The organism is Rhodovulum imhoffii, assembly GCF_003046545.1.
Classification (GTDB): domain Bacteria; phylum Pseudomonadota; class Alphaproteobacteria; order Rhodobacterales; family Rhodobacteraceae; genus Rhodovulum; species Rhodovulum imhoffii.
The window spans coordinates 33,857-45,737 of the sequence record NZ_QAAA01000019.1 but is presented as its reverse complement, the minus strand read 5'-3'; the positions used below and the strand labels follow the sequence as shown (position 1 = coordinate 45,737).

9 protein-coding genes are annotated in these 11,881 nt (G+C 61.2%); 7 read left to right on the top strand and 2 right to left on the bottom strand.

Going from position 1 to position 11,881, the window contains the following annotated elements; genetic code table 11:
• Window positions 1-419 (top strand): integrase core domain-containing protein (locus tag C8N32_RS12505; RefSeq protein ID WP_146159713.1); only part of this gene is annotated, 419 nt, incomplete at its 5' end.
• A gap of 88 nt (window positions 420-507) precedes the next feature.
• On the opposite strand, the gene C8N32_RS12500 is transcribed toward C8N32_RS12505, so the two are convergent.
• Window positions 508-1,206, bottom strand: a complete 699-nt coding sequence (locus tag C8N32_RS12500) for a response regulator transcription factor (RefSeq protein ID WP_107893324.1) — start codon at window positions 1,204-1,206, stop codon at window positions 508-510.
• Entirely contained in the window at window positions 1,206-3,479 is a 2,274-nt protein-coding gene (locus tag C8N32_RS12495; RefSeq protein WP_170106802.1) for a hybrid sensor histidine kinase/response regulator, read from the bottom strand. Before C8N32_RS12495 ends, C8N32_RS12500 begins: the two co-directional genes overlap by 1 nt.
• A gap of 261 nt (window positions 3,480-3,740) precedes the next feature.
• Between C8N32_RS12495 and C8N32_RS12490 the strand changes: the two genes are divergently transcribed.
• From C8N32_RS12490 to C8N32_RS12465, 6 genes are all read left to right on the top strand, one after another.
• Window positions 3,741-6,473 carry a molybdopterin-dependent oxidoreductase gene (locus tag C8N32_RS12490; protein ID WP_107893322.1) on the top strand — a complete coding sequence of 911 codons (2,733 nt, stop codon included), beginning with the start codon at window positions 3,741-3,743 and terminating at the stop codon, window positions 6,471-6,473.
• Between the two features lie 52 nt (window positions 6,474-6,525).
• On the top strand, window positions 6,526-7,506 hold the full coding sequence (clrB, locus tag C8N32_RS12485; RefSeq protein WP_107893321.1) for a chlorate reductase subunit beta: 981 nt from the start codon (window positions 6,526-6,528) through the stop codon (window positions 7,504-7,506).
• Window positions 7,506-8,237, top strand: coding sequence for a molecular chaperone TorD family protein (locus C8N32_RS12480; RefSeq protein WP_107893320.1), 732 nt, complete (start codon window positions 7,506-7,508; stop codon window positions 8,235-8,237). The genes clrB and C8N32_RS12480 overlap by 1 nt, the downstream gene beginning before the upstream one ends.
• 11 nt (window positions 8,238-8,248) lie before the next feature.
• On the top strand, window positions 8,249-9,016 hold the full coding sequence (locus C8N32_RS12475; protein ID WP_107893319.1) for an ethylbenzene dehydrogenase-related protein: 768 nt from the start codon (window positions 8,249-8,251) through the stop codon (window positions 9,014-9,016).
• 119 nt (window positions 9,017-9,135) lie between these two features.
• Window positions 9,136-10,050: a P-loop NTPase gene (locus C8N32_RS12470; RefSeq protein WP_244905922.1), complete on the top strand. Its 915-nt coding sequence runs from the start codon at window positions 9,136-9,138 to the stop codon at window positions 10,048-10,050.
• Entirely contained in the window at window positions 10,047-11,879 is a 1,833-nt protein-coding gene (locus tag C8N32_RS12465; RefSeq protein WP_207186930.1) for a WD40/YVTN/BNR-like repeat-containing protein, read from the top strand. Before C8N32_RS12470 ends, C8N32_RS12465 begins: the two co-directional genes overlap by 4 nt.
• The last annotated feature ends 2 nt before the right edge of the window (window positions 11,880-11,881 follow it).

Sequence of the window (11,881 nt, the reverse complement as noted above, 5' to 3'; positions counted from 1 at the left end):
ATCTGCTCGAGGCCGTCCCCTACCGCATCCACACGATCCTGACCGATAACGGCATCCAATTTGCCGAACAGCCCAGGAACCGGAATGCCGCCTACTCACGGCAGATGCGCTTCGACATGATTTGCGAAGCCAATGGGATCGAGCATCGGCTCACCAAACCCAACCATCCCTGGACCAATGGCCAAGTCGAGCGGATGAACCGCACGATCAAGGAGGCCACCGTCAAACGCTTCCACTACGACAGCCATGATCAGCTCCGCACCCATCTCGCGGACTTCATGGCTGCCTGCAACTTCGCTCGTAGGCTGAAGACGCTCAGCGGCCTCACGCCATACGAATATGTCTGCAAAGTCTGGACTTCAGAGCCGGACAGATTCATCGTCGATCCGATCCACCAGATGCCGGGACTGAACGGCTAACGAAAACAGGTGGGTCAATTCTACTCGCTCATAACCCACCAAAGTGGGTCAATTTTGCATGCCGATTCACACTCGCAGGGTGTATACGTCAGTTTGCAAGGTCCAGCAGATAGCCAAGCCGGTGAACCGTGACGATGCGCGCGACGGTTTTCGGCAGCCGTTTGCGCAAGCGCGCGATCAGAACGTCCACCGTGCGGTCGCCCGGACTCCAGTCGCGACCGCAGGCCGCCTGTGTCAGTCGGTCCCGGTCAAGGGCTTCCCCGGGATGGCTCAGCAGCGCTTGAAACAGGCGTGCTTCGGCGGGGGGAAGGAAGCTTTCCCTGCCGTCGACGGAAAGCCGCCGCGAAAGCGGAAACAAGCAAAGACGCCCGGCCGAGATCGGTTTGCCAAGGTCCTGGGCATCCTTTTCCGGGCGATTGAGAAAAAACCGAATTCGGCTGCTCAGTTCTGCGGGGTTGAAGGGTTTGGAAACATACTCCGTCGCGCCAAGCCCCAGGCCAAGCAAGCGGTCATGGGAGCCGTCGAGCTCCGAGAGAACGATCACCGGGCAATCCCCAAGCCGACGGATGGCCTCGATCAGTAACAGGCCATCGCTGTCGGGCAGGCGGCGGTCCAGCAGAACCAGCGCGAAGTCTTTCTCCGCCAGAAGGCGCTCTGCTTCTTGTGCGCTGCACGCCGCTTTGTAGCAGCCACCTGCCAGTCGTACGACTTCGGCCAGCATGATCTGCACGACTTCGTCATCCTCGACGCCAAGGACAAGGTTGTTGGAAGGGGGACGCACCACCATTACGGGTCGCACCCAAAGTTTGCCTCGTGCCACTGAAGCCAATCCGTGACCGGGTAGTCCAGCCGGTTGACGACATCAGCAATATCCGAGGGGTCTGTCTCGCAGCGGCGCTCCAATTCGTTCAGGAGATGTTCCAAGTCGTGCAGTCCCAGTTGCGCGCTGCTTCCGGCCAGACGATGTGCGATATCTCCAAGCTCTTTGCGATGAGTGTCCTGCCGCAACCGGATGCGAAAACTTTCCCACTGGGTAATGAACGCCTTTGCCATGGCGGATATGGTTTCCCCGGAAAGCCCATCGAGATTGGATCTGCCGGGGGGAGAGTTGCGGACCGGTTTTGCCGCGAAGGGAAGCAGCGCCTGTGCCAGCGTCGCCCCGTCAGCGGGCTTGGCAAGGATCACGTCGAAGTCCTCTCCAAGATCGGCGGAGGCGCGCAGCGCTTCTACATTCGCCGTCAATCCGACCACCCTCGCACAGGCACCGGCGTTGCCGCTGCGCAGGTCGCGGACGAAATCCGGGCCTTTGCCGTCAGGCAGAAGGTAATCGATCACAAACGCGTCGTAGTGTGAGGTTTCTAACGCCTTGCGCGCTTCGGCAAGGCTTCCGGCATGGTCAGTTTCGAAACCGATCCGTTGGAGGTGGTGGGAGGAAATGATCGCCCCGATCCTGTCGTCATCGATCAGAAGACATCGCCACCCACGGCGGCCATGCGGGGCGGTTTGGGGGGGTGTGCTGTCGTCGCGATCGTTCAGAACGGGAGTGCAGGGCACGTCGAACCAGACCACCGCCCCGATCCCGGTATTGCTGAACCCGATCTGCCCGCCCATTGCCCGGACCAACTCGCGCGAGATCGCCAGCCCCAGCCCTGCGCCTCCTTCGGCCGTATGGCGCGGGCTCGTTTCGCTGAACGGTAGAAAAAGCGCCCGTGCCTCGCATTCCGGCAGGCCGGGTCCATGATCGGCGACTTCGAACCGCAATCTTTCCTGCGTTCTTGCGACCCGCAATTTGACCCCGCCGCCCTGATCGTGGCGCAGCGCGTTCGTGACGAGGTTGGTCAGCACTTGTCGCACCATGGCCCAATCTATTCGGACGTGGGTGGGGACATCTCGTGCGATTTCCAGGGACACGGAAGAACGCGCCGCGTCCGGTCCGACTGAGGCGATGGCGCACAATGTCTCCAGCGCGGCCAGCAGGTCGGTATCGGCGGGGCGTGGTTCGGGCAGGCCGCTTTCGAGCTTAGAATAATCCAGCACGTTGTTGAGTGTTTGCAATAGGGACTGGCCCGCGCTCTGGATCACGTCGAGGTAGCTTTCTTGTCCGTTACGGTCACCCCGGCGCAGGAGTTCCGCAGCACCAAGCACGCTGTGGAGCGGGGTGCGGATCTCGTGGCTCATCGTGGCGAGAAAGCGTGACATCTGGCGCTCGGCCCGTTGTGCGGTTTCAGTGGCGTGGCGGTGGGCGGTAACGTCGTAAAGCTGCAGCAGGTAGCCAAGCGGTATGTTTTCAACCGCGTCGTGCAGAACCCGCAGGCGCAGGTCGAAACAGCGCCGCCCGGCAAGCGTGTCGATCCAGAGAGTTTTCTCTGCCCCCTCGTCGAGCTTCAGCGCATCGCCGAGTCGTGCGGTCATCCGGCTGCGTAGGGTTTTGCGTGAACGCAAGTATATGCTATCGCCGACCTCGGTTCCATCCACGAACAATTCCACCGCGGCGTGATTGCCGTGAACGATGGCGCGGTGCCGGTCGAGCAGGAGCGCCGGGTTGCGCAGGCTTTCGAAGATGGCGAAGTAGCGGTCTTTCTCAAGGATTAGGCGACGGGTCCGGTCCTGTAACTCGCGTAGTCTCTGGTTATCCCCGGTGGTTGTCCAGTCCGCAACGATGCTGAGTTCGCTTTCATCGAAAAAGTCGCGCACTTGCTGGAGGAGGGCGTCGGTTCCGATCGTGGCGCTTTTGGACAACGCGTCCAGATAGACCCGTCGAAAATGCTTGAACAGGCCGAGGTAGAGTTGGAGCGAAACTCCCTGAGAGCGGTGCTGTCGTGCAATCTGGCGCATTCGGGCCAGTCTTGGATCCCGCGCGTAGTCGACAGTTGCAAGAGGTCCCGACGTGTTTGGACGATCATGGCCGAGATAACCGAGAATCGCCTCGTTAAGGCTGAGAATCGCCTCCAGCCATGCGGCGCGGATGGTCGTTGTGAAGGGCGCATAGGCATTGCGCTTGGCAAACAGGATGGACTGGTGCAACAGCTGATCGGTGACCTGTTCCAGATACGCCGTCAAGGCGGGTATCTTGGCCGAGGCTCCGGATGGGCTGGCTTTGATACTGGCTGACATACGTTCCCGGCCTGTGCCGCCTCCCACGGTTCCGCTCGCTTGGGATATTGAAACAGGAATAATGAATTTGCAAAGCGGCAGCCCGAGCTGTTTACAACCCGTTTACACTTTTTAACAAGTTTGCAGCCTTTGACCGGGTTCCGGTCGCTATCCTTCTTTTGTCCGCGCCGCCCCAAAATGCGTGGTACGTCACGAGGGAGGACAACCATGTTGCGCATGAAGCGTCGGGATTTCCTGAGAACCAGTTCGCTGACGGGGGCGGGGGTTATCGCCGCCAACCGCGCCTGGGCCCTGAACCGGCTGGAGCCGCTGGAAGATACGCTGGGTGAGGAATATCCCTACCGTGACTGGGAGGACCTCTATCGCCGCGAGTTTACCTGGGACAAGATCGGCAAGTCGGCCCATTGTATCAACTGCGTGGGGAACTGCGCCTTCAACGTCTATGTCAAGGACGGTATTGTCCTGCGCGAAGAACAACTGGCGGCTTATCCGCAGATCGCCCCGGATGTGCCAGACCCCAACCCGCGCGGATGCCAGAAAGGGTCCATCCATTCCGCGGCGATGTATGAAGGCGACCGCTTGCGCTACCCGCTCAAGCGGGTGGGCGAACGCGGCGAAGGCAAGTGGCAGCGTATGTCCTGGGAAGAGATCACAACCGAGATCGCCGACAAGATCATCGACATCTACGAAACGTACGGTCCCGGAAAGCTGATGACCCATACTGGCTCGGGCAATCTGTCGATGGTCCGTTTTGCCGCGCCTTACAGGTTTGCGTCGCTGGTAGGGGGGGTGCAACTCGATATCTTCACCGATGTTGGCGACCTGAACACTGGCGCGCACCTGGCCTATGGCAACCCGCTGGAAAGCTTTACCTCGGATGCGTGGTTTGATGCCGATTACATCATGATGTCGCTGTTCAATCCGAACGCGACGCGCATTCCCGATGCCCATTACATCTGGGAGGCCAAGTGGAACGGTGCCCGAGTCGTCTCGGTTGCGCCGGACTATAATCCATCCTCGATCCACGCGGATCTGTGGATTTCGGTCAAACCCGGTACCGACCCGTTTCTCGCGATGTCTTTCGTGAACGTCATTATCGCGGAAGAACTCTATAAACCCGGTTTTATGAAGGAACAAACCGACCTGCCGGTGCTGGTGCGCGCCGATACCGGCAGGCTTTTGCGTGAGGCTGACATCGTCGATGGCGGGTCGGATCAGGTGTTTTACCACTGGGATCTCGTTTCGGGAGCGGCGGTGCCGATCAAGGGCTCGATGGGCTCCGATGAGAAGACCATCGCGCTCGCCGGCGTGGACCCGGCGCTGGAGGGCACGTTCGAGGTCGGGGGCCTCCCGGTGACAACCGTATTCGAAAAGGTCAAGACCGAAGCGGCCAGGTACAGCCCCGAGGACACTGCCGACGTTACCGGCGTGGCTCCTGAAACTGTCCGGCAAGAGGCCCGGGCCTTCGCCAGAGCCCGCAAGGCGATTCTGATGCACGGGTTCAATATCGGGCGCTATTCCAACGGAATCTACACAGGCTGGGCGCAGGCGCTGATGCTGGGTCTTACCGGTCACGGCGGCAAGGCGGGGGGCATCGATACATCCTGGATTGATTGGAACCATCCGAAATGGCTGGAATTGGCCCTGTTCGGGTTTCGCAAGCTTCCGCGACTGGAGCCGGGCGGCATGGGGGAATTCGTCCGCGGCCACATGATCGACCACGCGCGTGCGCATTACGATCCGGCCAAGCTGAAGGAACGCGTGGGCTTCGATCTCGACGAGCTTCAGGAGATGATCGATGAAAGCGTCGGTCAGGGCTGGATGCCTTATCACGGAGAGATGAAGGGCCTGATCTCTATTGCCGACAACAAGTTCCGGCGCAACAAGTTCGCCGACAAGTACCGCGCGCGAATTCTGGAGGAAGTTTCAGAACTCTTTGTTGATATCAATGTACGCATGGACAGTACCGCGCAATGGGCCGACTACTTGCTGCCTGCCGCCAGCCATTACGAAGCGTGGGATTTGCGCACCGTCGGGTATCATCGTTTCATGAATGTCTTTTCCAAGCCGGTCGATCCGATCGGCGAGGCCAGGCCCGACTGGGATATCATGGTGCTGTTGACGCAGAAGATTCAGGAGCGCGCCATCGCCCGCAGCATCACCAGTTACGAGGACGGCGCTGTAACCCGGGATTTTCATACCATCCATGACGACTACACCATGGGTGGGATGCTTATGACCGACTACGACGCGACGAAGTGGCTTGTCGACAACAGTCCGGAGATTGGAGGAGTCAGTCTCGAGGAAGGGGCGGAGCGCGGCTTTTTCGTGATGACCGCCGAAGCCGGCGCCAACCAGCCGCTCCCCCCCGACGAACCCTATAATCCTTTCGTTGCCCAGACTGAGGGCAAGAAGCCGTACGATACGCTGACGGGGCGCATAACTTTCTTTTGTGATCACCCGACCTTCGTGCGGCTTGGCGCTACGGTTCCCACCGCACGCCTGAATGCTGGGCCCGAGGCCTCGTCCTATCCGCTTTCGTTTTACTCGCCACACACGCGCTGGGGCATTCATTCCAACTGGCGGTCAAACAAGTTCATGATGCGCCTGCAAAGGGGTGAGCCCAACATCTACATCAACCCCAGGCTGGCGGCGCGCAAGGGCATCGCCGATGGATCCAAGGTGCGAATCTTCAACGGTGCGGGCGAGTTCTTTGCCCAGGCCAAATTCTACCCCAGTCTGCCCGAGACCTCGATCATGATGGAGCATGGCTGGGAACCGCACCAGTACGACCAGTGGAAACCGATGAACAACGCCATGGCGACACTGATTCAGCCGCTCGAGCTTGCGGGTGGCTGGGGGCATCTGGGCTTCAAGCTTTTTAAATGGAACGCAAACCAACTGGCGCATGAGAGCGGCGTGGACGTGGAACCCGTATAAGGAGTCCATTCGGTGAGTTTGTCGCCGTCCCGGGAACCAAGGGAGATAGAATATGGCCGTCAAACGTCAGCTTTGCATGGTGATGGACCTCAACAAGTGTATCGGCTGTCACACTTGCACCTCAGCCTGCAAGCTCCAGTGGACCAACCGGAACGGGCGGGAATACATGTACTGGAACAACGTCGAAACGATGCCCGGTACCGGGTACCCGCGTAATTACGCCCAGATGGGCGGGGGGTTCGATGCTGAAGGGGCGCTCAAGCTTGGTATTACGCCCTCGGCCGAAGATTACGGTATCCCGTGGGATTATAACTACGAAGAGGCCCTGATGACGGGGACCGACCCGTGGCTGCGCCCAAACGTCAAGCCGACATGGGGTGCGAACTGGGATGAGGACCAGGGGGAGGGCGACTATCCCAACAGCTATTACTTCTACCTGCCTCGCATCTGTAACCATTGCACCAATCCGGCCTGCCTTGCGGCTTGTTCGCGCAATGCGATCTACAAGCGCCAGGAAGACGGGATCGTTCTGATTGATCAGGAACGCTGCCGCGGGTACCGCTACTGTGTGACCGCGTGCCCCTACAAGAAGGTGTATTTCAATGAGGAAATTTCCAAGTCCGAGAAATGCATTTTTTGCTATCCGCGCATCGAAAAAGGTCTTGCAAACGCCTGTGCGCGACAATGTGCGGGCCGTATCCGCTGGGTGGGTTACCGCGATGACGAGGAAGGGCCGATACATACGCTGGTAGACCGTTGGAAGGTTGCGTTGCCGCTCCATGCCGAATGGGGAACGGAGCCGAACGTTTTCTATGTTCCGCCGCTGGCGCCCCCCAAATACGACGAGAACAGCGTCCCCACCAACGAAGAGCGGATTCCCCAAGGCTATCTGGAAAGCCTGTTCGGCGATGGCGTTGCCGTAGCACTCAAAACGCTGGCGGCAGAGCGTCAGAAAAAGGCAGACGGCGGTGACAGCGAGTTGATGGATACACTCATCGGTTACCGTCACGCAGATATGTTTAAGCTCAGCTGATGTATCCCGTTGCGCCCTCCACCCGCTGTGGCCCGCCCCGCGCCCGAGAAACGCTATGGCGTCTTTCAGCTCTGGCCTTTGCTCATCCTTCTAAGGAGTTTCATTCTGCGCTGGGTGCGGGTACGTTCAATGCCGCCTTTGGGGCCGCCTGGGCCGAAACCACCGGCCAGCCCTGGCCTGCGCCTGCGCCCACGGATGACTTTCAGGTGTTCGAGGCCGGCTATATTGCCGCCTTCCTGCATGGGCGCGGAGGTAAACCCTTCGCGTCACTCCTCGCTGGCGATCACCTGGCGCTGCTGGCGGGGTTGTCCCGGCCAGTGTTCATGCTGAACGTGGCCAGGTTCTATGGTCATTTCGGCCTGCGAGCTGCCACCGGTGACGAGGGCCGGACCGATGAACCCGATCACCTGAGCGCGATGCTGGAGTTTATGGCGGTCCTTTGCCACCTGGAGGCGCGCGCGCAGGAGCGGGGGCGCGATTGCGGTTCGTTTCAACGCGCGCAACGGGACTTCCTGTCCCGGTTTCTTGCGCCCAGCCTGACAGAGATCTCGGCTTGCCTGGGCGCGTGCGCACCCGGTATGCCCGACCCGACACTGGCTCAGCTTGTGCAGGACCTCGCCCGGTTGGCCGATGGCCAGATTAAAGCTCTTGAGGCGCGAACGGGCCCGTATCGCGATCCCGAAATTGCCGCTGCGCCGGCCTGTTCCGTGCCGCAGACCCTCTGGGGATAAGGAGACATCCCATGCAACATCTTCCAAGCACACTCGCTTTCCTGGTTGCTTTCATCGCTCCATGGGCGGCTCCCGCCGAAACGGTGGTGGAAGCCAACGTGCTGCGTCTGGAGGCCGGGGATATCGTTGCCGCAGCGAAGATCCCCGAGGGGGTCTATCTGCGATCGGTCAACGATCCTGACGACATCATATGGGAGCGCCTGCCCGAATACCGCGTGCGGATGGTTCCGGCACCGGCCGTCCACAGGTCGGTTGAATTGCGGGTGAACTACGATACCCCTGATCAGGATTTGTACGTCACGTTTGCCCATACGTCAGAGCGGTTCTACGTGCGGCTGCGCTGGCGTGACGACACGGCTGACCGCCAAACCGGGCGCGACAGGTTTCGTGATGGCGCGGCGGTGCAGTTTTCGCTGGGCGACGACACCACCTCCTACCTTATGGGGACCGGGCCGGATCAGCCGGTCAATATCTGGTATTGGAGTGCCGATGGCCACCAGATCCAGAACCTTGCCGCTGGCGGCTATGGCAGCCTGACCCGGTTGCCGATACAGACGGTTTCCGGAGATGGGCTTTACACTGATAACCCCGGCGACCCAAACGAGTGGACGGTGGTAATGTCGCGCCCGCTGGCGGTGCGCGACGAGTATGAGGTTGCGCTCAACCGTGCCGTGGTGCCGATCGCTTTTGCACTCTGGCAGGGCAGCGAGGCTCAGCGGGACGGGCTCAAGAGCGTTTCCGAGGGGTGGGTTCTTGTTGAGCCGGGAGCGATCCCGTGAACGCCGAATGCGGTCTTGGGCACGCCTGTCAATTCTGCCCCCAAGAACAAACCTGCCATCGGGACAAGTCCCGGCACAACAAGGCGTTGATCTCTGCGCGGCTGGAGAAAATCGGGCAGGTGCTGCTCGTTCTTTCCAACAAGGGAGGTGTAGGCAAAAGCACCGTCGCGGCCAATCTTGCGGTGGGGCTTGCGGCACAGGGGCAGCGCGTGGGCCTGGCGGATGCCGATATTCACGGGCCGAATCAAAGTCGTTTCTTCGGTCTGCTTGAAACGCGTTCCCGCCCGGCTCCGTCGGGCCTGACGCCGGGGGTTTTCGGTGGTGCAGGGGGGGCGTTTCCCCTCCGGGTGGGGTCTTTGGCGTTCCTTTTGGCGGAGGACAGCGTGCCGATTGTCTGGCGCGACGCTTACAAACATGACTTTCTGCATCACCTAATCGGCAGTTTCGACTGGGGACCGCTGGACACGATGGTGGTCGACATGCCTCCCGGTACCGGCAACGAACTGATCACCCTGTGCGACCTGCTGGAAGGATACAATGCTTCGGCGGTTCTGGTGTCTACGCCTCAGGCGGTGGCGCAGATGGACAGCCTGAAAGCCGCGCGCTTTTGCCAGGAACGGGGGCTGCCGATACTCGGTGCGGTGGAGAACATGGCAGGTGTTACCTGCCCCCAGTGTGGCGGCGAATTTCATCTGTTCCCCGACGCGGGATTTGGGGACGCGCTGGAGGCACTTGGAATCGCCCGGCTGGCGAGGATTCCGCTGGTTCCCGAACTGGCGCTTGGCTCCGACACCGGGGTCCCGGTGGTTGCCGCGCAGCCGGACGGCGCAGCAGCACACGCCTTCCGGCCTTTGATCAGGGCGGCGGTGGAAGCCGCGCGTGCCGCTTTTCAGGAGGGGCTCGCCGCAGAGATGTCCGGCCTGGGGATGCGAGCCCTTGTGGACGGGTTGCCCGTGGACATAGCCGGAGAGGCCGCCGCATTGCTTGTTGACGAAGCCGCGCGCCTTTCCAGATTGGCCAGAGCAGACAGATGACCACCGTCGCCGTCAGCCGCCGGGCTCTTTTTCGGGGCCGCTTTGCCGGGAACTCACTATCCCATGCCTGGCACCCGGTTGGGGGAGAGACGCCCACTGTCGACGGCGTTTTCTGGGGCGGATGGGCGGATAAAACCGGGACGTTCCTCGTGGGAGACAAAGGCACGGTGTTCCACTTCGACGGTACCGTCTGGGCGCGGATGAACGTGCCCGTCCCCGTGCCGCTTCATGCTCTTTGGGGCAATAACCGCAACGAGCTTTGGGCGGTGGGCTGGATGGGAGCGATCCTGCGCTACGATGGCCGGGCCTGGCACCGGGTACGCGGTTGCCGGGTCGATGGGGCGGGCAAATATGCAGCCCATCCAGAGAATACGCCGCTGTTCGCAATTGATGGGCAGACGGGCGGCACCGCCTTCACGGTTGGGGATGACGGTATGATCCTGCGCTGGTCCGGCGTGTTGTGGGAGGCTGAAAACTCGGGGACTCGCGCCCATCTGCGCGCGGTTCTTTGCTTGTCCGATGGGCGGGTCCTGGCCGCGGGGCACGGGGGAATAGTGTTGCTCCGATCGCTTGAGGGCGATTGGAATTCGCTTGCCTGCTCTGTCTCGACTGGCTTCACGGCCGCGCTGGAGATCGCGCCGGGGACGGTTCTACTGGCGGGCGGGCGTTACTTCGCGGCGGAGAACGGATTTCGCGGGGATCTCGTACTGCTGGAGGAAGATCGGTTCGAGAGGCTTTTCCCGGATGCCTCCCTTCCCCGGTTGCGGGATCTGGCAGTAATGGAGGATGAGGACGGTGTGCTTGTCGCCGGTGACCGGGGTATGATTCGGCGCCTGACCGAAGAAGGTCCGGCCCCGGTAGAGAGCGGAACCTCCCACGACCTGCACGGGTTGGTTCCTGCGCCTGGGGGAGGTGTACTGGCCGTGGGAGATTTCGGGACGATCCTTTCGAACGGCCCTCCCCCGAAGGAGGCTCCGGCAATCTGCGGCCTGGAAAAGACCAGCTCTTGGCGGAGACTTGACAGCGGAACCGAGCACACATTGTGGGGGGTGTGGCGGGACCCGAAAAGCGGCACAGCCTATGCCTGTGGCGAATCCGGCACCGTTCTGGTCGAGGATCGGGACAAGTGGGTGCCCCTGCCCAAGGTCGGCCCGGTTGGGCTGCGTGCGCTGGCGCGCGCGCCGGAGGGCGGGCTTCTGGCCGCGGGGGAACAGGGCAAGGTGTACCATTTTGACGGCCGATCCTGGCGGTGTGAATTTGATCTGATGCCAAATACGACGCTGCTTGCGTTGTGGTCGGATGACGCGGGAACGGTTTTTGCTGCCGGGGACGAAGGGCTCATCCTTCACCGGGATTCTGCTGGCTGGCGGCGGGCGGTTTCGGGGACGAAAAATGCGCTCTACGGTCTGTGGGGGCCGGATGACAGGCATCTTCTGGCGGTGGGGGATTTCGGTCTTGTGTTGCGGTGGAACGGCACGGACTGGAAGGCGTTCAACGCTGGGACCGAACGGTTTCTGTTCGGTGTCTGGGGGCGTGGCCTCAATGACATTTTCGTTGTTGGCCTTGCGGGAACATTAGGCCATTTCGATGGAACACGCTGGCGCATTTCTGCGGCCAGGGCGCGGCACGATCTGCTTGCGGTCGCAGGTACGGAAGATGCCGCTTTCGCAGTTGGGAGTTCCGGCGCGGCCATGTCCCATGACGGGAACCGCTGGATTTCGGAACCAACCGGGGTCGAGAGCGGTTTGCGCGCGGTTACTGCTGTGGGGGGGGTGGTTCTGGCGGCAGGCGACGGCGGGTGCCTCCTCCGGCGGGAGGCTGCGGATTGAGC

Excerpts from the sequence above, each read along its gene's own strand:
- C8N32_RS12480 (WP_107893320.1), top strand. The coding sequence starts at position 7,506 with ATGTATCCCGTTGCGCCCTCCACCCGCTGTGGCCCGCCCCGCGCCCGA.
- clrB (WP_107893321.1), top strand. The coding sequence starts at position 6,526 with ATGGCCGTCAAACGTCAGCTTTGCATGGTGATGGACCTCAACAAGTGT.
- C8N32_RS12475 (WP_107893319.1), top strand. The coding sequence starts at position 8,249 with ATGCAACATCTTCCAAGCACACTCGCTTTCCTGGTTGCTTTCATCGCT.
- C8N32_RS12490 (WP_107893322.1), top strand. The coding sequence starts at position 3,741 with ATGTTGCGCATGAAGCGTCGGGATTTCCTGAGAACCAGTTCGCTGACG.
- C8N32_RS12465 (WP_207186930.1), top strand. The coding sequence starts at position 10,047 with ATGACCACCGTCGCCGTCAGCCGCCGGGCTCTTTTTCGGGGCCGCTTT.
- C8N32_RS12500 (WP_107893324.1), bottom strand. The coding sequence starts at position 1,206 with ATGGTGGTGCGTCCCCCTTCCAACAACCTTGTCCTTGGCGTCGAGGAT.